Origin of the sequence: Chitinimonas sp. JJ19 (assembly GCF_036961565.1) — a bacterium.
In the GTDB taxonomy this organism is placed as follows: Bacteria; Pseudomonadota; Gammaproteobacteria; order Burkholderiales; family Chitinimonadaceae; genus Chitinimonas.
On record NZ_JBAMDD010000001.1, the window covers coordinates 63,520 to 82,287 of the forward strand.

The 18,768-nt window shown below is 62.0% G+C and carries 20 protein-coding genes; 10 read left to right on the plus strand and 10 right to left on the minus strand.

Features of this window, described 5'->3' with window-relative positions; genetic code table 11:
- The first annotated feature begins 249 nt into the window (after positions 1 to 249).
- The 9 genes from cmk (at position 250) to V7714_RS00315 (ending at position 8,432) form a co-directional block, all read left to right on the plus strand.
- The gene (gene cmk / locus V7714_RS00275; RefSeq protein ID WP_335387239.1) at positions 250 to 933 is read left to right on the plus strand and encodes a (d)CMP kinase; all 684 of its coding nucleotides are present in this window, start codon (positions 250 to 252) and stop codon (positions 931 to 933) included.
- Positions 934 to 1,045: 112 nt separating this feature from the next.
- Complete coding sequence (gene rpsA / locus V7714_RS00280) at positions 1,046 to 2,746, plus strand: 30S ribosomal protein S1 (RefSeq protein ID WP_284196856.1); 1,701 nt, start codon at positions 1,046 to 1,048, stop codon at positions 2,744 to 2,746.
- Between the two features lie 24 nt (positions 2,747 to 2,770).
- Entirely contained in the window at positions 2,771 to 3,058 is a 288-nt protein-coding gene (locus tag V7714_RS00285) for an integration host factor subunit beta (RefSeq protein ID WP_284196855.1), read from the plus strand.
- Between the two features lie 101 nt (positions 3,059 to 3,159).
- Positions 3,160 to 3,525: a LapA family protein gene (locus V7714_RS00290; protein ID WP_335387240.1), complete on the plus strand. Its 366-nt coding sequence runs from the start codon at positions 3,160 to 3,162 to the stop codon at positions 3,523 to 3,525.
- A gap of 25 nt (positions 3,526 to 3,550) precedes the next feature.
- Complete coding sequence (lapB, locus tag V7714_RS00295; RefSeq protein WP_335387241.1) at positions 3,551 to 4,714, plus strand: lipopolysaccharide assembly protein LapB; 1,164 nt, start codon at positions 3,551 to 3,553, stop codon at positions 4,712 to 4,714.
- Positions 4,715 to 4,746: 32 nt separating this feature from the next.
- Positions 4,747 to 5,448: an orotidine-5'-phosphate decarboxylase gene (pyrF, locus tag V7714_RS00300; RefSeq protein ID WP_290332391.1), complete on the plus strand. Its 702-nt coding sequence runs from the start codon at positions 4,747 to 4,749 to the stop codon at positions 5,446 to 5,448.
- A gap of 35 nt (positions 5,449 to 5,483) precedes the next feature.
- On the plus strand, positions 5,484 to 6,797 hold the full coding sequence (locus V7714_RS00305) for a UDP-glucose dehydrogenase family protein (RefSeq protein WP_335387242.1): 1,314 nt from the start codon (positions 5,484 to 5,486) through the stop codon (positions 6,795 to 6,797).
- A gap of 10 nt (positions 6,798 to 6,807) precedes the next feature.
- Positions 6,808 to 7,746: a D-glycero-beta-D-manno-heptose-7-phosphate kinase gene (gene rfaE1, locus V7714_RS00310; protein ID WP_335387243.1), complete on the plus strand. Its 939-nt coding sequence runs from the start codon at positions 6,808 to 6,810 to the stop codon at positions 7,744 to 7,746.
- A gap of 71 nt (positions 7,747 to 7,817) precedes the next feature.
- A complete protein-coding gene (locus tag V7714_RS00315) occupies positions 7,818 to 8,432 on the plus strand; it encodes a PH domain-containing protein (protein ID WP_335387244.1) in 615 nt (204 codons plus the stop codon).
- A gap of 77 nt (positions 8,433 to 8,509) precedes the next feature.
- On the opposite strand, the gene V7714_RS00320 is transcribed toward V7714_RS00315, so the two are convergent.
- From V7714_RS00320 to V7714_RS00345, 6 genes are all read right to left on the minus strand, one after another.
- Positions 8,510 to 9,232, minus strand: a complete 723-nt coding sequence (locus tag V7714_RS00320) for a substrate-binding periplasmic protein (RefSeq protein WP_335387245.1) — start codon at positions 9,230 to 9,232, stop codon at positions 8,510 to 8,512.
- A gap of 81 nt (positions 9,233 to 9,313) precedes the next feature.
- Positions 9,314 to 10,630: a hydroxysqualene dehydroxylase HpnE gene (gene hpnE, locus V7714_RS00325; protein WP_335387246.1), complete on the minus strand. Its 1,317-nt coding sequence runs from the start codon at positions 10,628 to 10,630 to the stop codon at positions 9,314 to 9,316.
- The gene (locus V7714_RS00330; protein ID WP_284196846.1) at positions 10,617 to 11,066 is read right to left on the minus strand and encodes a hypothetical protein; all 450 of its coding nucleotides are present in this window, start codon (positions 11,064 to 11,066) and stop codon (positions 10,617 to 10,619) included. The genes hpnE and V7714_RS00330 overlap by 14 nt, the downstream gene beginning before the upstream one ends.
- Positions 11,066 to 11,860, minus strand: a complete 795-nt coding sequence (locus V7714_RS00335) for a GNAT family N-acetyltransferase (protein WP_335387247.1) — start codon at positions 11,858 to 11,860, stop codon at positions 11,066 to 11,068. Before V7714_RS00335 ends, V7714_RS00330 begins: the two co-directional genes overlap by 1 nt.
- Complete coding sequence (gene hpnD / locus V7714_RS00340) at positions 11,857 to 12,693, minus strand: presqualene diphosphate synthase HpnD (RefSeq protein WP_290332397.1); 837 nt, start codon at positions 12,691 to 12,693, stop codon at positions 11,857 to 11,859. Before hpnD ends, V7714_RS00335 begins: the two co-directional genes overlap by 4 nt.
- 51 nt (positions 12,694 to 12,744) lie before the next feature.
- A complete protein-coding gene (locus V7714_RS00345) occupies positions 12,745 to 13,677 on the minus strand; it encodes a DMT family transporter (RefSeq protein ID WP_335387248.1) in 933 nt (310 codons plus the stop codon).
- Positions 13,678 to 13,764: 87 nt separating this feature from the next.
- Between V7714_RS00345 and V7714_RS00350 the strand changes: the two genes are divergently transcribed.
- A complete protein-coding gene (locus V7714_RS00350) occupies positions 13,765 to 14,667 on the plus strand; it encodes a LysR family transcriptional regulator (RefSeq protein WP_335387249.1) in 903 nt (300 codons plus the stop codon).
- 43 nt (positions 14,668 to 14,710) lie between these two features.
- Here V7714_RS00350 and V7714_RS00355 read toward each other — a convergent pair whose 3' ends face one another.
- From V7714_RS00355 to V7714_RS00370, 4 genes are read right to left on the minus strand one after another with little or no spacing between them, the layout of a single operon-like run.
- Entirely contained in the window at positions 14,711 to 15,691 is a 981-nt protein-coding gene (locus V7714_RS00355) for an L-threonylcarbamoyladenylate synthase (protein WP_335387250.1), read from the minus strand.
- Between the two features lie 49 nt (positions 15,692 to 15,740).
- Positions 15,741 to 17,330: a DHA2 family efflux MFS transporter permease subunit gene (locus tag V7714_RS00360; RefSeq protein ID WP_335387251.1), complete on the minus strand. Its 1,590-nt coding sequence runs from the start codon at positions 17,328 to 17,330 to the stop codon at positions 15,741 to 15,743.
- Between the two features lie 38 nt (positions 17,331 to 17,368).
- Positions 17,369 to 18,001 (minus strand): LysE family translocator, encoded by a 633-nt coding sequence (locus V7714_RS00365; RefSeq protein WP_335387252.1) that lies wholly within the window; start codon positions 17,999 to 18,001, stop codon positions 17,369 to 17,371.
- A 9-nt stretch (positions 18,002 to 18,010) separates the two neighbouring features.
- A complete protein-coding gene (locus V7714_RS00370; protein WP_335387253.1) occupies positions 18,011 to 18,757 on the minus strand; it encodes a metallophosphoesterase family protein in 747 nt (248 codons plus the stop codon).
- Positions 18,758 to 18,768 lie beyond the last annotated feature (11 nt).

Genomic DNA, 18,768 nt, shown 5'->3' on the forward strand with positions numbered 1-18,768 from the left:
ACCAGTAGGCCGTGGTAGCCCTTGGTTTCTCGCCTGTCATAACAAGAATAGGTGCTTGTGGATAAGTCAGTGGTGAAAGCAGGATGCTGCAATAAATATATTTTTACCCTATGTGACTGATGTGCCGCAGTCGTTGCTCGGCTGTGCCGTAGTTAGGCTCGACAGGCCGCGCCTGCGCGTAGAAAATCCGCCACCGCGCCAAGTGACACGCGCCCAGCAACTTGTTCCAATCAATCCGGAAGACCCGACATGCGCCCTATCCCTGTCATTGCCATCGATGGCCCATCTGCTTCGGGCAAAGGTACGGTCGCCGCGCGCGTGGCGGCGGCACTGGGTTGGCACTATCTGGACAGTGGCGCGCTGTATAGGCTCACCGCGCTGGCGGTATTGCAGCGAGGCCTGCAACTGGATGATGCCCAGCAGGTAACGGCGGTCGCTGCGGCACTGGATGTGAGTTTTCTGGAGGGCATGATCTTGCTGGATGGCGAGGATGCCACGGAGTTGATACGCGCCGAGGCCGTGGGTGAGGCGGCCTCCAAGGTGGCGGTATTGCCCACGGTACGGGCGGCCTTGCTGCAGCGGCAACGTGACTTTGCCCGTGCGCCAGGGCTGGTAGCCGACGGTCGGGATATGGGTTCAGCGGTGTTCCCCGAGGCCACATTGAAGGTGTTTTTGACCGCCAGTGCAGAAGAACGCGCCAGTCGACGCTATAAGCAGTTGATTGCAAAAGGGGAATCGGTTAACATCTTGCAGATTTTGCAGGACATAGAGCAGCGGGATGCGCGTGATCGCGCCCGCAGCGTAGCGCCGTTGCAGCAATTGCCTGATGCGCATTTGCTGGATACAACGCAACTATCCATAGAGCAGGCCGTCAAGGCTGTGCTTGATTGGTGGCAGGCGGTTTCGCCCGAATACGCGGGCAAACTGTCGTAGCGATACCAGGTCGCTGCGGCAGCAAAGGTGCCGGTACTTGCGCAAGGCAGGTCCGGCGTTTCACAACTTGACCCCACAGGCAGTACACGTGGGCTATCTGGATAAATCTGAAATGACTACCGAAGTTTCTTCCATGGAAAGTTTTGCCGCCCTCTTCGAGGAAAGCCTGGCGCGCCAAGAGATGCGCACCGGCGAAGTAATCACTGCTGAAGTGGTTGCCGTCGAAGACAAGGTGGTGATCGTCAACGCCGGCCTGAAGTCCGAGTCGCTGATCGACATCAATGAATTCAAGAACGACCAAGGCGTGGTTGACGTCAAGGTTGGCGACTTCGTGCAAGTTGCCATCGACAGCGTTGAAAACGGTTTCGGCGAGACCAAGCTGTCGCGCGACAAGGCCAAGCGCCTGGCCGCCTGGATAGACCTGGAAGAAGCGCTGGAGCAAGGCGTCATCAAGACCGGTCTGATTTCGGGCAAGGTCAAGGGTGGTCTGACCGTCATGATCAACGGCATCCGCGCCTTCCTGCCGGGTTCGCTGGTCGACATCCGTCCGATCAAGGACACCACGCCTTTCGAAGGCAAGGACATCGAGTTCAAGGTTATCAAGCTGGACCGCAAGCGCAACAACGTGGTTGTGTCGCGCCGTGCCGTGCTGGAAGAGACCATGGGCGAAGAGCGCGAAAAGCTGCTGTCCACCCTGTCCGAAGGCGCTACCGTCAAGGGTATCGTCAAGAACATCACCGACTACGGTGCGTTCGTGGACTTGGGCGGTATCGATGGCCTGCTGCACATCACCGATCTGGCCTGGCGCCGTGTCAAGCATCCGAGCGAAGTGCTCACCGTCGGTGACGAAGTTACCGCCAAGGTGCTCAAGTTCGACCAAGAGAAGAACCGCGTTTCCCTGGGCCTCAAGCAGCTCGGCGAAGATCCGTGGGTGGGCCTGGCTCGCCGCTACCCGCAGAGCACCCGCCTGTTCGGTAAGGTTACCAACATCACCGACTACGGCGCCTTCGTTGAAATCGAACAAGGTATCGAAGGTCTGGTCCACGTGTCCGAAATGGACTGGACCAACAAGAACATCCACCCGACCAAGGTCGTCCAACTGGGCGATGAAGTCGAAGTGATGATTCTGGAGATCGACGAAGACCGTCGTCGTATCAGCCTGGGCATGAAGCAGTGCATGGCCAACCCCTGGGACGATTTCCAGGCTTCCTACAAGAAGGGCGACAAGATCAAGGGCGCCATCAAGTCGATTACCGACTTCGGTGTGTTCATTGGTCTGCCAGGCGGCATCGATGGCCTGGTTCACCTGTCCGACCTGTCCTGGAACCTGCCAGGCGAAGAAGCTGTTCGCAACTACAAGAAGGGCGACGAAGTGGAAGCCATCGTGCTGTCCATTGACGTCGAGCGCGAGCGCATCTCCATGGGCATCAAGCAAATGGAAGGCGATCCGTTCAACAACTTCGTGTCGACCAACGACAAGGGCGCTATCGTCAAGGGTATCGTCAAGTCGCTGGACGCCAAGGGTGCCGTTGTTGCCCTGTCCGAAGAAGTTGAAGGCTACCTGCGTGCTACCGAAGTCTCGCGCGACCGCGTTGAGAACATCGGTACCGTGCTGAAGGAAGGCGACGAAGTCGAAGCCATGATCATCAACGTTGATCGCAAGAACCGCTCGATCAACCTGTCGATCAAGGCCAAGGATCAGTCGGATGACTCCAGCGCCATGACCAAGCTGGCTGGTGAATCGGCTGGCAACGCTGGCACGACCAGCCTGGGTGCACTGCTGAAGGCCAAGCTCTCGGGCAACCAAGAGTAATCGGCGATGTCGTCCGGTAGCCCCATGACCAAGTCCGAGCTGATCGCCAAGCTGGCGGAGCGTTACCCGCAGCTCGTGGCGAAGGACGCCGAACTGGCCGTGAAGACGATACTTGATGCCATGGCCAGCAGTCTGGCCAGTGGTCAACGTATCGAAATTCGGGGGTTCGGCAGCTTTGACCTGAACTACCGGCCGCCACGTGTGGGGCGCAATCCGAAATCCGGGACGAAAGTCGCGGTGCCGGAGAAGTACGTGCCCCATTTCAAGGCCGGTAAAGAGCTGCGCGAGCGAGTGGACGGCCAGGAGGCATAAAGCCTGGCTGTTCCATCGGACTTGCATCCAGTAAGAAAACGCGACGTCGCAAGACGTCGCGTTTTTCTTTTGTGCAGGCCCAAGCAAGTAAAACCGATGGCATGCCCGCTTCCCTGGCGACCTCGGCTAAAATGACGGTCTATTCCAAGGAGCTGTCCGTGCGCTATCTCGCCTGGTTCATCAAGATTGCCCTGTTTTTGTTCCTGTTTGCCTTTGCCATCAAGAATATGGCCATGGTGACCTTGCATGGGCTGCTGGACATGCAGTGGCAAGCACCGTTGGCGCTGGTGCTGTTTGGCGCCTTTGTACTGGGTGCGCTGGCAGGCGTGCTAGCCATGTTGCTGCAGGTGGCGCGGCTCAAGCGTGAACTACAGCAGCTTAAGCAGCACAAAGAGAGCGGCGTACCCGCAGTGACTGAGCCGGCAGACCGGGTGGAGCCTTCGGTGCCGCTAGATGCGGTGATCTGAGTAAAACAATAACAAGGAATTACCTGTGGAATTCGAAGCCTGGTGGCTGATACTTTTCCCGTTGTGTTTCGGCCTGGGTTGGCTGGCGGCACGCGTCGACATACGGCATATTCTGTCCGATTCAAAACTGCTGCCACGGCAATACTTCGAGGGCCTCAACCATTTGCTGAATGAGCGCACCGACAAGGCTGTCGATGTGTTTGTTGATTTGGCGCGCAACCATAGCGAGACCATAGAGCTGCAGTTTGCCCTGGGCCATCTGTTTCGCAAGAAAGGTGAAATCGAGCGCGCCATAAGGATGCACCAGAAGCTGCTGGCGCGGCCTGAGCTCAAGCTGTTCGACAAACAGTCCGCCACATTCGAGCTGGCGCTGGATTTCATGAAGGCCGGCCTGTTCGACCGGGCGGAGGAGCTGTTTGGCAAGCTCGATGACACCGAATTTGCCCGTGCGGCCCGGCGCCACCTGCTGGATATCTACCAGCAGGAGAAAGAGTGGCACAAGGCGATTGAGACCGCGCAACAGTTGCGCGATACCAGCCACACCTACCAGCACGAAATTGCCGAGTTCTATTGCGAGTTGGCCACAGCGGCCATGACACGGTCGCAGCCGCAGGAGGCCAGGCAGTTTCTGCAGCAGGCGCTGGCCGAGCATCGCAAGTGTGTGCGGGCCAATCTGTTGCTGGGCGAGCTGGCAGCCAACGAGGGGCAGTATGAAGCCGCCATCGATGCCTGGCTCAAGATAGAGTCGCAGGACCATCGCTTCCTGCCCTTTGCTGCGCGCAAATTGCTGGATGCCTATGACAAGCTGGCCAAGTCCGAAGAGGGCACCGCCTTGCTCAAGGGCTTTCTCTCCACCTATCCCGAGCTGGATATGCTGGACGTGGTCGTGGAGCGCATTGCCGCCCAGGAATCGGAGCTGGCAGCTTATGAATGGCTGCGTGAGGAATTGCGGCGCAATCCCAATATGACGGGCCTGCTCAAGCTGCTGGAGGCCCAGGCCAAGGCTGCGCCGCCAGAGCGACAGGCCGAGCTCGATACCATGCTGCGGCTGACCCAGGAATCAACGCGTGGGCTCAGCATGTACCACTGTGCCTCCTGCGGCTTCAAGGCGCGCCAGTATTTCTGGCGCTGCCCGGCCTGCAATGACTGGGAGCGCTTCCTGCCGGCCCGTGGCCAGACCCGTTCCTGATCGTGCCATCCCTTTACCATTGAGAACCCGCCATGACCGTTCACGATCCCAAGATCATTGTTGCCCTGGATTTCCATGATGCCGCTGCTGCACTGGCCTTTGCCGACAAGGTGAATCCCGCGCTCTGCCGGCTCAAGGTGGGTAAGGAGTTGTTCACTGCCGCCGGCCCTGCGCTGGTGGAACAGTTGGTGGGCCGCGGCTATGAGGTGTTCCTGGACCTGAAATTCCACGACATCCCCAACACGGTCGCCCAAGCCGTCAAGGTGGCGGCCAGGCTGGGCGTCTGGATGGTGAATGTGCATGCCTCGGGTGGCCGCAAGATGATGCTGGCCGCCCGTGATGCGCTCGATGGCGAGCCCAATCGTCCGCTGCTGATTGCGGTGACGGTACTGACCAGCATGGATGGTGCGGACCTGGCGGAGATGGGTATGCCCGAACCCGCCGTGCAGGTACCCCTGCTGGCTCGCCTGGCGCTGGAGTGTGATCTGGACGGGGTGGTCTGCTCGGCCCAGGAAGCCTTTGTGTTGAAGAAGCTCTGCGGTAACGATTTCAAGCTGGTGACACCCGGTATCCGCCCCTTGGGCAGCGCTGCCGGGGACCAGAGTCGGGTGATGACACCCGAAGCGGCCTTGGAGGCCGGTGCCGACTATCTGGTGATAGGTCGCCCGATAACCCAAAGCGCCGACCCTGTCGCAACACTGCAATCCATACACGCTAGTCTCGCCGCTATCTGAGGGGCGTGGGCCCCGCATAGGCGGAGCGCAAACGCATGAAGCTGACCATAGTCGGTACGGGTTATGTGGGCTTGGTGACAGGGGCTTGTCTGGCTGAAGTGGGTAACGAGGTGCTGTGTCTGGATGTGGATGCCAGCAAGGTGGCGGATCTGCGGGCCGGTATCATGCCCATACACGAGCCGGGCCTGGAGGCGCTGGTCAGCCGCAATCAGCAGGCCGGGCGGCTACGCTTTACCACTGATGTGGATGAGGCCGTGGCTTATGCCACCCTGCAGATTATTGCGGTGGGTACGCCGCCGGGCGAGAACGGTGCGGCTGACCTGCAGCATGTGGTGGCTGCTGCGCGCCAGATAGGCCAGCGCATGACGGACTACAAGATCATCGTGGACAAATCTACCGTGCCGGTAGGGACAGCCGACAAGGTGGGCGAGGCGATTGCAGAAGAATTGGCGGGGCGGGGCGTGCAACTGCCCTATGCCGTGGTGTCCAACCCTGAGTTCCTGAAGGAAGGCGCGGCGGTAGAGGATTTCATGCGGCCCGACCGTATTGTAGTGGGCAGCGATGATGAGCGCGCCACTCAGTGGCTGAGGGCGCTCTACCAGCCTTTTCAGCGCAGCCACGAGCGGCTGGTGTTGATGGACGTGCGCTCGGCCGAGCTGACCAAGTATGCTGCCAATGCCATGCTGGCGACGCGTATTTCCTTCATGAACGAGATGGCCAATCTGGCGGAAGCCCTGCAGGCCGACATCGAGCAGGTACGGCGGGGCATAGGGGCCGATCCACGCATAGGCTACCAGTTCCTTTACCCGGGTGTCGGCTATGGTGGGTCGTGCTTTCCCAAGGATGTGCGAGCGCTGCGGCGTACGGCGGAGGCCCATGGCGTGCAACTGCGGGTGCTGGAGGCCGTGGAGGCGGCCAATGATGCGCAAAAGCACAAGCTGGTGATCAAGCTGGTGCAGCGCCTGGGTGCCAGCCTGCGTGGTCGTTGCATCGCCCTGTGGGGACTGGCGTTCAAGCCGGATACCGATGATATGCGCGAGGCGCCCAGCCTGACGGTGATAGACGGGCTGTTGGATAGAGGGGCGCGGGTGTCGGCCTATGACCCCACGGCCAGCAAGGCGGCGCGCAAACTCCTGGGCGAGCGCATACACTATGCAGCTAGCCCCATGGCGGCGCTGGAGGGCGCAGATGCTCTTCTGATCGCCACCGAATGGAAGGAATTTCGCAGCCCGGATTTCGATGCCATCAAGCGCGCGCTAAAGCGGCCGCTGATTATCGACGGGCGTAATCTCTATGACCCGGCTTACCTGCGTGAACTGGGATTTGTCTACGACGCAATAGGGCGTTGAAAGGCCTGGAATGAAGCATGAAGACTTGAGGCGCGCGCTGGCAGCATCGCGCGTGCTGGTGGTGGGCGATGTGATGCTGGACCGCTACTGGTTCGGCGATGTGGAGCGCATATCGCCCGAGGCGCCGGTGCCGGTGGCCAAGATCAGCCGTATCGAAGAGCGTGCCGGTGGTGCTGCCAACGTGGCGCGCAATATTGCGGCTATCGGTGGGCAAGCCACCCTGCTGTCGGTGGTGGGGGATGACGAGGCCGGCAGCGCGCTGCAAAGGCTGCTGAATGAGCATGGCGTGGCTACCAGCCTGCATCGCGATGCCAGCATCACCACCACGGTGAAGCTGCGTGTCGTGGCCAGGCAGCAGCAACTGATACGGCTGGACTTTGAGTACAGCCCCAGTCACGAGGTATTGGCTGCCAAGCTGGATGACTTCCGCGCTGTACTGGCGCAGCATGATGTGGTGATACTGTCAGACTACGGCAAGGGTGGGCTGACACACGTGGCAACCATGATCGAAGCTGCCAGGGCTGCTGGCAAGCCGGTGTTGGTTGACCCGAAAGGCGATGACTACAGCCGCTACGCCGGCGCGACCTTGCTGACGCCGAATCGTAGCGAACTGCGCGAGGTGACCGGGCGCTGGGGGAGCGAGGCGGAGTTGGTGGAGAAGGCTCAGCAATTGCGCACGCAATTGCGGCTGGACGCCTTGCTAGTGACACGCTCGGAAGAAGGCATGAGCCTGTTCGAGCCTGCTGGTGTGACCCATGAGCAGACACTGGCGCAGGAAGTGTTCGATGTATCGGGTGCGGGCGACACGGTGATCGCCACCCTGGCGGCCATGCTGGCAGCAGGTGAGAGCCTACCACGGGCCATGCAGTGGTCCAACCTGGCGGCGGGCATCGTGGTGGGCAAGCTGGGTACGGCGGTAGCCACGGCCGAGGAATTGTTCGAGCGTTGAGCAGTTGCGTTTTTTTGGCAACCGGGAGGGTGTACAAGGCCCGGTGCTTAACCACAAGGGAAGGAGCAACCATGTTTGGCAAGCTGGCAGCAGATGCTTTGGGACTGAGCGATATCGGTGCGGTGATCAAGCCGGAGGATTACGACAAGGTCGATGCCGATGACTATGTAATGCACGAGGACCAGGAAAAGATCTTCTTCCTGATCAAATCCAAGGTGGACGAATACTGCTTTACCAACAAGGCGTTGATACACCTGGATGGTTCCAGCGCCATGAGCAAGAAGCGCATGCTGCATCGTTACAGCTATAGCGCCTATCCGGTGTCCGAGGTGCTGCTGGAAACTGCCGGCACCATAGATATGGACGTGGAAGTGAAATTCCAGCTGGGTAACAAGGCCTTCTCCATCGATGTGCACAAAAAGCATATTGAAGAGGTGAAGGACCTGTACAAGGCGCTGCTGCGCATTGCAGAACTGATGCATGAGAATGAGATTGCCCTGGCTTATGCCAAATCCAGCCTGGAGCTGGCATCGGTGACGCTGGGCCGTGGCCAGAGCGGTGGCACCCCGGTGGTGGAGGCCTTCAAGGAGCTGAACCAGGCGGCGTTCTCCTGGCTGAGTGCTGCCCAGCAGAAGTATGTGGTCAAGGACTTTGGCTTCGTGTTCGAGCGCTATATCAAGAACTGAGCCCGTTGAGGCGCTGGCGACAGCGCCAGGGTGTCAACAAACCGCCACGATGTGGCGGTTTTTTCTTGGCTGCGAGCTTAGTCGCTGTATTTGCGATTGATGGCTGCCAGGGTGCCGTCGCTCTGGAGCGACTGGAAGCCCTGCTGCAGCTTGTGCAACACGGCAGCATCGGTGCCGGGATGGCAGGCGAGGTAAAGCTCGAAACTGCGTACCGGGATCATGGGCTTGATCTTGCCGGTGAGATGCTGGCGGGCGATCAGGGCGTTGCCGCTGTCTCCGCTGGCCAGCCAGTAGTCCAGCCGGCCTGCCATCAGATTCTTGATGGAGATATCGTGGTTGGCCGACATCACCACGTTGTAGCCCTGCTTGATCATGTACAGCGCGCTGGCGGAGCCATAGTAGCCACCTATGCGGGCGCCTATGATGCTTTCCAGGCTACGGGGCGCCTGTGGTTTGTCGGTACGGCCAAACAACATCCAATCGTTGTGCGCCAGTGGGCCTATCCAGACAAAGCTGGCTTCGCGCTCGGGGGTGCGTGCGGTGGAGTAGACGCAATGGCCGGGCTGGCTGCGGGCGGATTCGAAAGCGCGAGCCCATGGGGTTAGTTCTATCTTGTAGGTCAGATTGCTGCGCGTCAGCAGGATTTCGACCTTCTCCGTCGAGCTGCCGCCCACCCTGCCGTCGGGCAGGGGGAAGTTGTAAGGTGGCAAATCCTCGGTGAACAGCTTGAGTTGCAGGCTGTCGGCCAGGCAGGGGGGCAGCGACAAGGCTGCCAGGCAAAGCATGAGCGGCCGATACATGGCAGCCTCTTGCGGGTGATGGTGATACCACTATATGTCGGACTGCTGCTTGTGGTGGATCGTCCCGCTTGCCGTGGGGGCTTATCCGATGGGCGGCTGCGCTGCCAGGCAGGCGCGGGCGGCTGCTACGCCGCTGCGCACCGCGCCCTCCAGGGTGGCGGGGTAGTCGCCTGCCGTATAGTCGCCGGCCAGCCACAGCGCAGGGTCGGCCGTGGCATTGCCCGGCCGCTGCAGCCCGGCAGTGCAGGCAAAGGTGGCGCGTTTCTCTGCGATTACCTTATGCCACAACGGTGCAGGTAGCTGGGGGTGGGCCTGTGCGATCTCGGCTGTCACAGCGGCGGCCAGTTGCGCCTGCGACCAGGCTTCGTGCGGGCCTTCGGCACTGATGACGGCCGCCAGGAGGCCGTCCTGGCCACACAGGCGGCCTCGATCGAACAACCATTGGGTGCTGCTGCCCACCATGCCTTGCATGGCCTTGGGCAGCCGCGTGCCTGCCGGGTAACGTAGGTATACGGTGTAGATTGGTTGCCAGGTCCATTCGTCGAGCAGGGCGCAGACCGGGGTGAGGGCTGGCAGGTGTTCTGCCAGCATGGCCAGCCTATGTGGCGGCAACGCCAATATCAGCTGGCTGTAGCGCCTAGCGCTGCGATCCAGCTGCCAGCCTTCGGTGCTTTGCACCACCTGCTTGACCATGGCGCCGGTATGCACGGTGCAATTGCGCTCAGCCAGATAGCGCCCTGCGGCCTCGGGAAAGAGTGCCGAGAGATCAGTTGCGGGCAGCAGGAAGTCACTGGCCGCGCGCTTGCCGGCCAGGCTGTCGCGCAGCACGTTGAGCAGCACCTGGGCACTGGCTGTGGCGATAGGGGTGTTGAGGGCGGCCAGGGTAAGTGGCTCCCACAGGCAACGAACCAGGTGGGCGGACTGCCCATGGTCGGCCAGCCAGTTTGCGACCGTGGTGTCCTGCGTCAGCTGGAAGCCACGCAACTGCGCAGCGGCCATGGCGCGTATGGCGCTGATACGCTCGCCCCAGCTGAGTCCATCGGCCCATAGCAGGCCGGCCAGGGTATGCAGCGGTGCGGGCAGCCGTGGGCAGGCCAGGCGGAATACCCGCTGGTTACCCTGTTGTACATCGAGCTCCAGGGGTGTGCGGACGAAGCCCTCGGCTTCGCTTATTCCGGCCAGCTGCATCAGGCGCAATAGCTCGGCATAGGCGCCTATGGCCATGTGCTGGCCGTTATCCAGTGCCACACCGTCTATTTCTACCCGGCGGGCGCGGCCACCCAGTACCGGGCCTGCCTCGAACACTTCAAGCGGCTGGCCATGGGCTGCCAGTTCCATCGCGGCAGCCATGCCAGCGTAGCCGCCGCCGATGATGGCAATGGGGTCAGATTTCTTCACGGAATATGTCGCGATACAGCTCGGGATAGCGTGCCAGCACCTGGCGGGCGCGATCCGGCTTGATGGGGTGTATGGTCTGGATGAAATGAAGATCGCCCTCGGGCTCGATGGCCACCAGCTCCAGGATGAAGAACAGGCGCCGCTCGGGCATGAAATACAGCCAGCTGGCCGAGCCCTGGCCGTATTTGGCGATCTGGTTGTTCAGTTCCAAGAGGCGCTTGGAATTATCGGCGCTGTAGAGAAACAGTTCGGGCGTGCCATCGGTGCGCTGGTAATTGCGCGCGATGCGGAAGGTTTCCAGCGCTTGCCGCATCTTGCGCCGACGTATTGCCTTGCGGTCTGCATGGCGCATCTCTACCCAGCCTGCGACCAGGATGGCGATGATGACCAGCGCGGCAAACAACAGATACCAGGGCGAGAAGGGCAGTTTGTCCATCAGCTTGGGCTGGGTGTCTGGGTTGGGCGATACAGGTAGGGTAGCGTCATGACCTGATTGAACCCGCAAGCACGCGCAAGTGCAATGGATGCGTGATTGTCGGCGCTGGCCAGATAGTGGGCCTGCTTGCCCTGGGCATGTATCCAGTTGGCCGCATGGGCCACCACGGCCTTGCCCAGCCCCCGGTTACGCAGTGTGGAGGCGGTGCTGACGGCCTGGATGCTGATATGGCTGCCTGCGGCAAGATTGCATTCGGCCATGGCAACCAGTTGGCCGTCATGGATGGCAGCAAAGAAGCGATCCAGCCTGCCGAAGTCACGGATCAGTGCAGGATAGTCGGCATAGCCTTGGGCTGCCAGTTGCGGGTGCATGGGCGTGCCCTGCTGGCGTGCCTGTTCGAAATCGACAATGGTGATAGGGCTGGCGGTGAGGGCGGGGCCGTCCAAACATAGATGGGTGTCCCAGCCGACTTGCCAGCCACCGCTTGCAACCAGCTTGCCAGCGGGTAGATTGCACAGGGCGATATCGGCAACAGGAGCGTGCTGATCCAGCCCGTGCAAGGTGGCATCCAGTGCAGCTTGATCCTGGGCATAGGCCCAATACGAGGGGACTCCTGGCCGGCCGGCCCAGGGGCCGCCCAGTATCCAGGCGCTGCCGTCATCGGCCAGCATGGCTGTGGAGGCGGGATCGTGCGCCACGATGTAACGCGCAAATACCGCCATGGCGTTGTCGGGCAGGTGCGGCAGCAGTGCCGCCGCCTGGGTGAGTTGTAAGCCAGGGTGGCTGCCGCTCACGCAAACCACCAGGTTTTCCAGGCCAGCCAGAGCTTGCGTATGGGTGTGAGGCTGAGCCGCTGATTGAGCACCTTGGCAGGGCCGTCGAGCACGATTTCTTCCAGCGTGGCGCGGTATATGGCCGCCATCACGAGGCCGGCGCGCTGCTTCTTGCGGTCTGGCGCTGGCAGGGCGGCCAGGGCTTCGTCGTAATAGGTCTGCGCACGCTGAATCTGGAAATCCATCAATTGCTTGAAGTTGTCGGATTCGCGGTAGCTGAGTATGTCGGCGGCCGGTACGTTGAAGCGCTGCAGTTCTTCGACCGGCAGGTAGATACGGCCACGGCGGGCATCTTCGCCCACATCGCGGATGATATTGGTGAGCTGGAAGGCCAGGCCCAGTTTTTCGGCGTAGACATAAGTCTTGTCATCGCTGACGCCAAAAATGCGGGCGGATAACAGACCGACCACCGAGGCTACCAGGTAACAGTACTGCTGCAGGTCGGCAAAGCTGTTGTAGCGGGCCTGGGTCAGGTCCATCTCCATGCCGTCTATGATCTGCAGCAATTGCTGTTGCGGCAGTTGCAGGCGAGCGACATGCGGTTGCAGGGCCCGGGTCACCGGGTGCTGCGGGTTGTTGGCATACAGGTTGGCCACCTCGCTACGCCACCAGTTGAGCGTCGTGCGGGCCACGTTCTCGTCATGGGTTTCATCCACCACATCGTCCACCTCGCGGCAGAAGGCGTACAGCGCCGTAATGGCACGGCGGGTTTCCAGCGGCAGGAAGCGGAAGCTGTAGTAGAAACTGGAGCCACTCTGGGCGGCTTTGTCTTCGCAATATTGGTCGGGCGTCACTTGATCGGTCTCACGCTGGCTGATGGCCAGGAACGCCCGGATTGTAGCGAGTTACGCGGCTTTTGCCTTGCTTATCCAGGTAATTCCGGCCAGTACCAGGCAAAGGCCTACTACCTGCAACAGGGAAAAGGGCTCGCCCAGTATCAGCCAGCCGAAGGCGATGGTCAGCACAGGCCCTACTGTGCCCATGGCGGCGGCTCGGCTGGCGCCCAACCGTTCCACCGCACGGGCAGCCAGCCAGATGGGGAGTACGGTGGAGACCAGCGCCATGGCCAGCGCCCAGCCCCAGACGCCTTGGGGCAGGCCGGCCAGGGCATCCAGCGGGCGGGCCAGCAGAAAGTGCCCCAGAACAAAGCCGCATGCCATGGCGCCGGAGTAACCGGCCAGCCGGGTGGAGCCGATACGTTTTACATAACGGCCGGTGCCCAGGTAGTAGAGCGAAAAGGTGATGGCAGACAGGAAGACCCAGCCGCCACCTATCAGTACGGCAGTGCCGGCGGTAGTGTGGACCAAGTCGTGCCAGAAGGCTGCCAGCAGCCCGAGGTAGCACAAGCCCATGGCGGCCCAGATGCGTCCGCTGATGGGGCGGCGATGCCAAGCCGCTTCCATCAGCAGCACCAGGCTGGGGTAGGTGAACAGGATGAGTCTTTCCAGTCCGGCCGAGATGGTTTGCAGGCCCAGGAAATCAAACAGGCTGGAGAGGTAATAGCCCACCAGGCCCAGGCCGGCCAGACCCAGCCAGTCGCGCTTGCCCAGGGTGTCGCCCTGGGCGGAATAAGCGAGCCAGAGAAAGGCGGGCAAGGCCAGGCCCATGCGTAGCGCCAGCAGGCTGATAGCGTCGACCGGCCCGGCGGCATAGGCCAGTTTGACGAAAATGGCCTTGAGCGAGAAACCGGCGGCAGACAGCAAGGCCAGGGTGCGGCCGTCCTGCCACCAATGCCTGTGTTCTGAAATAGCGAAGGCTGTCAGGGCGCGCTGTATCATGGCTGCTCCAGAAACGGGTTGATGCGGCCCATTGTGAACCGCGGCAGCCAGCGCGAGAATGCGTTTTTACACCATGGGCCTTCGCCAATGACGAAACCTCTGCGCTTTGATCTGAACGATCTGCGCTTGTTTGCTGCCGTGGCTGCGGCGGGGTCGCTCTCCAAGGGGGCGGCCAGTCTGCCGCTGGCGTTGTCGGCCGCCAGTGCGCGGTTAAGGCTGCTTGAGCACAGGCTGGGCCTAAGCCTGTTTGTGCGGCACGCTACCGGTGTGAGGTTGACGCCGGCAGGCGAGGTGCTGCTGGAACACGCCCGCCGATTGCTGCGTTCGGCACAGGATGCCCAGCTGGCGATGGACGGCTTGAGCGGCGAGCAGCGCGTGGCCTTGCGGCTCTATGCCAATACCACTGCCAACAGCACGATACTGCCGGGCGCCCTGGGGCGTTTTCTGGCGGAGCATAGCTATGTTGATGTGACGCTGGTGGAGCGCCCCAGCCGCGAAGTGATCGCTGCGGTGGCGGCGGGTGAGGCAGACCTCGGTGTGATAGATGGCGACTACGAGCCCCCCGGCCTGTTGGCACTGCCCATAGGCCGGTACCGGCTGGCCGTGCTGGCATCGCCCAAACACCCGCTGGCCGATAGGGCCTGTATCAGTTTTCGTGAACTGGCCAGCCACGACCTGGTGGGCTTGCCGGATGGCAGCGCCATGCAGGGCTTTGTGGAAAAGCTGGCCAGGCTGTCGGGCCTGGATCTGCACATGCGGGCAAGGGCGCCGAGCTTTGCCGCCATCGCCAGGTTGGTGGCGGGCGGGGCCGGTGTAGCCGTTGTGCCGGAAGCCACCGGCCAGGGCTACCGGGATGCCATGGGCTTGGCCTTGGTCGCACTGAGCGATGACTGGGCGGAGCGGGAGCTGAAACTCTGCCTGCGCCAATGGGAAACCCTGCCCACCATGGTCAGGGCGCTGGCGGAAGCATTGAGCGGCATAGCACGGTAGCGCTGGCTGGGTACGAACCGAGGCTGATGGAGCCTGCCCCGGCTCAGGCTAGCCAGCCGCTGGCCGCCCGCTTGACACGGTCATTCACGGCCAGCCAGGCGGCTGCCTGCGGGGGCTGTTCCAGCAGCAAGACGTCGAAACGGCCGCCATCGTGCTCCCGCAGGGTGGCATAGAGTACGCGGGCATAGGCTTCGGCGTTCAGCGGCATGGCATGGCATTCTGCGCCGCAGACCGCCTGTAGCATTTGCGAATGGTGCAGCAGGGCTACCCGCTGGCCGGCTTCAAAGCGCTGGTAGGCCTCGGCCTCCAGGGCAGCCAGGGGGCCCACCAGCAAGGGGGTGCGGGGGGCGTAGTGGGAATCGAGCAGGCCCGATACCCGCAGCTTGGCGGTGGTCGGTTTTTCGTGGTGTATCAGCTTGACGCCCAATACGGCTTCAATGGCTTCAGCTGAGATGCCACCAGGGCGCAGCAGGGTGGGGTGGTCGTCCGTCAGGCCGACGATGGTGGATTCCACGCCGACCGTGCAGGGGCCGCCATCAAGGATAAGGCCCAGCGCATCGCCGAACTCGTTGTAAACATGTTCGGCTGTCGTGGGGCTGACATGGCCGAACTGGTTGGCAGACGGGGCGGCCAGCCCACCGCCGAAGTGCTCCAGCAAGGCATGGGTGAGCGGGTGGGCGGGGGCACGCAGGCCGACCGTATCCTGCCCGCCCGTGACGGCGTCCGGCACATGGGGCTTGCGCCGCAATATCAGGGTCAGCGAGCCAGGCCAGAAGGCATCGGCCAGCTTCCAGGCGGCATCGGGGATATCCTGCGCCCAGTCGGCCAGTTGCTGGCGGCCGGCGATATGTACGATGACCGGGTGGTCAGCCGGCCGGCCCTTCATGGCGAAGATCTTGGCTACCGCGTCGGGGCGGCTGGCATCGGCCGCCAGGCCGTAGACGGTTTCGGTGGGGATGCCGACCAGCTCGCCTGCTTGCAGCAGTGCCAGGGCCTGGTCGAGGTCGGTGGAGATAGGGCGCATGGGGCTATTTTATCGCGGTTTCTGGTTTGCGCCCGCTGTTGTCGCAGGGCTAGTGCGCCACATCGGTGGCCTGTGCCATGCGCGGTGGTGTGCGCATCCAGAACAATAGCGGCAGCAGCAGGATGATGATGGCGCCAAACCACAGGAACAGCTCGCTGAAGGCCAGCAGCATGGCCTGCTGGCTGACCTGCAGATTGATCAGGGCATAGGCCTTTTGGGTGGCGCTGGCGATGGCATCACCCTTTTGCTGGAATAGCCGGGTATAGGCTTCCAGCCTTTCGGCCATGGCGGCGTTGTCATGGGCCAGATGCTCGACCAGGGCCGAGCGTTTGATGTCTTCGAACTTGACCAGCAGCGTGGCCGACAGCGCAATGCCTACGCTGCCCCCCAACTGCCTTACCAGGTTGTAGAGGCCGGTAGCGTTGGGGATTTCAGTAGGCAGGATACGGGCCAGGCTGAGGTTGTTGAGCGGCATGAACACCAGGCCCAGGCCAAAGCCCCGTAGCAGCAAAGGCCAGAAGAAATCGGCCGCGCCCGATTCGGTGGTAAACAGGTGGTGACCCCACATGGCGTACATGAACAGGGCGGCTCCCGCGATGATCAGCACATGGGCCGGCACACCGCGGGAAATCAGCTTGGCGGCAATGGGCATGGCAAAGGCCGCTGCCAGGGCGGAGGGCAGGATGATCATGCCGGTCTGGAAGGCGTCGAAACCAATGAGGGTCTGGGCATAGACCGGGAACAGGAACACGGTGGAGAACAAGGCGGCACCCAGAAAGAAGGTGAACAGCAGGCCAGCTGAAAACTGCAGATCCTTCATGATGCGCAGGTTGACGATGGGATGGGCTATCTCAAGCTGGCGGATGACGAAAGCGAACAACGAGACGAAGCTGGTGACCGCGTAGGCCAGGATCTCAGTGGACTCGAACCATTCCAGCTTTTCGCCGCGCTCCAGCATCAGCTGCAGGCTGCCTATGCCGATTGCCAGCAAGAGCAGGCCCAGGTAGTCCACGCTGCTGATCTGCCGGCGATGGGCGGAGTCGGGTACGAAGGCCAGCACCAGGAAGAGGGCGATGGCACCGAGGGGCAGGTTGATATAGAAAATCCAGGGCCAGGACCAGGTGTCGGTAATCCAGCCGCCTACGGTTGGGCCGAGCGAGGGGCCGAACATGATGCCTATGCCGAAGATGGCCATGGCCGTCGCCATCTCCTCGGCCGGAAACACTTCGTACAGCGTGGCCTGCGCCGTGGCGATCAGACCGCCGCCGCCCAGGCCCTGGACGATGCGCCAGAACACCAGCTCGCCCAGGGAGGTAGCATTGCCACAGGCCCAGGAGGCGACGGTGAAGATGATGATGGACAGCGCCAGGTAGTTGCGGCGGCCTATCTGGTTGGCCAGGAAGCCCGAAATGGGCAGGATGATGACGTTGGCGACCACATAGCCTATCGAAACCCAGGTGATTTCATCGAGCGTGGCACCCAGGGTGCCCATCATATGGGGGACGGCAACATTGACGATGCTGGTGTCCAGCAGTTCCAGCACGCAGGCCAGGGTGACCGTGATCGCGATGATAAAGCGGTTGCGATGGATGGCATCTGGATGGTTGCTGCGTAGCAGGCTGGGGAAGAAAGGCTTCATGCTATGACCTTGGCTGGGGCGGCTGGCGGGTAGATGAATCAGGCCTGCCTGGAGAGGGCGAGCTTGATGCCGAGGAACAGGAACAACGCCCCCATGCTGCGGTTAAGCCACTGGCTAATGCCCTTGCCGGGCTGGATCAGGCTGCTGACCTTGGCGGCGGTATAGGCCAGGGTGTGGCACCAGAGCATGCCGTTGAAATTGAATATCGCCCCCAGGAAGATAAAGGCGAGGGCTTTGCTGGGTGCCGTGGCATCAATGAACTGGGGCACGAAGGCCAGAAAGAACAGGGCCACCTTGGGGTTCAGCACATTAGTCCAGAAGCCTTGCCAGAATATGCTGGACAGGGGCGCGGCCTGCAGCGTGGCCAGTTCACCTGGCGTGCTGACCTTGCTGCGCAGCATGCTGATGCCGACCCAGATCAGGTAGGCGGCGCCGATCAGCTTGACGATGGTGAAGGCCGTGGCCGAGGTGGCCAGAATGGCCGACAAGCCCAAGGCTGCGGCGAAGATATGGACAAAGGTACCCAGGCCTATACCCAGTGCGGCGGCGGAACCTGCCCTGAAACCCTGGCCGGCGGCGCGGCTGGCGATGTAGAGGGAATCCGGGCCAGGCGCGATATTGAGCATCAGGCCGGACAGGATAAACAGCCAGAGGTCGTGGGTGCCGAACATGGATTGGTCTCAGGTAGGGGATACGAGGGCGTAGCCGGTGCGCAGGGCGTGTGCCCACTCAGGCCGACCATTGCGGGCGGCTTGCGCGGCGGCAGACTCAAAGTCATACGGCAGCGCAAGCAGATCGACCTGCCAGCCGTGATCCAGGCGCTCGACGATCGCATAGCGGGCATCGGGGCTGCCGTTCTCTATCAGGTGAAAGTGCGGGTGATCGTCGTCGTAGGCCGGCAGGCCGACGCTGCCGGGGTTGACCACCAGCCGGCCATCGAGGGCGCGCAGGGTACGGGGGAGATGGGTATGGCCGCAGGCAATCAGGCGGGCGGTCTCCTGGCCCAGGCGTGCATCCAGCTCGGTGGGCGTGGCCATACGGCAGCCCGTGGGGGTCACGGTTTCCATGCAATAGACCAGGTCGCTGCTGGGGGTGCCATGGCACAGCAGCACCTCGTCCATCCGGTAGGTGGGCGGCAGGCTGGCCAGCCACTGCAAGGTGGCAGGGCTGATCTGCTGGCGGGCGTGGCGATCGCTGGCGGCCATGCGGGACGGATGCTGGGTCAGCAATTGCCGCTCGTGATTGCCCGCCAGTTGCGGCCAGCTCTGCTGCCGCAGCAATACCGCAGTTTCTTCTGGCCATAGCGGCCCGCTCAAGCTGTCGCCCAGATTGGCAATCTGCGTGATGCCACGGCGGGCAATATCGGCCAGCACCGCTTGCAGGGCGGGGAGATTGCCGTGGATATCGGAGATCAGGGCGATGCGCATGGTGTTTCTTC

Excerpts from the sequence above, each read along its gene's own strand:
- cmk (WP_335387239.1), top strand. The coding sequence starts at position 250 with ATGCGCCCTATCCCTGTCATTGCCATCGATGGCCCATCTGCTTCGGGC.
- rpsA (WP_284196856.1), top strand. The coding sequence starts at position 1,046 with ATGACTACCGAAGTTTCTTCCATGGAAAGTTTTGCCGCCCTCTTCGAG.
- V7714_RS00285 (WP_284196855.1), top strand. The coding sequence starts at position 2,771 with ATGACCAAGTCCGAGCTGATCGCCAAGCTGGCGGAGCGTTACCCGCAG.
- V7714_RS00290 (WP_335387240.1), top strand. The coding sequence starts at position 3,160 with ATGCCCGCTTCCCTGGCGACCTCGGCTAAAATGACGGTCTATTCCAAG.
- pyrF (WP_290332391.1), top strand. The coding sequence starts at position 4,747 with ATGACCGTTCACGATCCCAAGATCATTGTTGCCCTGGATTTCCATGAT.
- V7714_RS00305 (WP_335387242.1), top strand. The coding sequence starts at position 5,484 with ATGAAGCTGACCATAGTCGGTACGGGTTATGTGGGCTTGGTGACAGGG.
- rfaE1 (WP_335387243.1), top strand. The coding sequence starts at position 6,808 with ATGAAGCATGAAGACTTGAGGCGCGCGCTGGCAGCATCGCGCGTGCTG.
- V7714_RS00315 (WP_335387244.1), top strand. The coding sequence starts at position 7,818 with ATGTTTGGCAAGCTGGCAGCAGATGCTTTGGGACTGAGCGATATCGGT.
- V7714_RS00320 (WP_335387245.1), bottom strand. The coding sequence starts at position 9,232 with ATGTATCGGCCGCTCATGCTTTGCCTGGCAGCCTTGTCGCTGCCCCCC.
- V7714_RS00330 (WP_284196846.1), bottom strand. The coding sequence starts at position 11,066 with ATGGACAAACTGCCCTTCTCGCCCTGGTATCTGTTGTTTGCCGCGCTG.
- V7714_RS00345 (WP_335387248.1), bottom strand. The coding sequence starts at position 13,677 with ATGATACAGCGCGCCCTGACAGCCTTCGCTATTTCAGAACACAGGCAT.
- V7714_RS00350 (WP_335387249.1), top strand. The coding sequence starts at position 13,765 with ATGACGAAACCTCTGCGCTTTGATCTGAACGATCTGCGCTTGTTTGCT.
- V7714_RS00355 (WP_335387250.1), bottom strand. The coding sequence starts at position 15,691 with ATGCGCCCTATCTCCACCGACCTCGACCAGGCCCTGGCACTGCTGCAA.
- V7714_RS00360 (WP_335387251.1), bottom strand. The coding sequence starts at position 17,330 with ATGAAGCCTTTCTTCCCCAGCCTGCTACGCAGCAACCATCCAGATGCC.
- V7714_RS00365 (WP_335387252.1), bottom strand. The coding sequence starts at position 18,001 with ATGTTCGGCACCCACGACCTCTGGCTGTTTATCCTGTCCGGCCTGATG.
- V7714_RS00370 (WP_335387253.1), bottom strand. The coding sequence starts at position 18,757 with ATGCGCATCGCCCTGATCTCCGATATCCACGGCAATCTCCCCGCCCTG.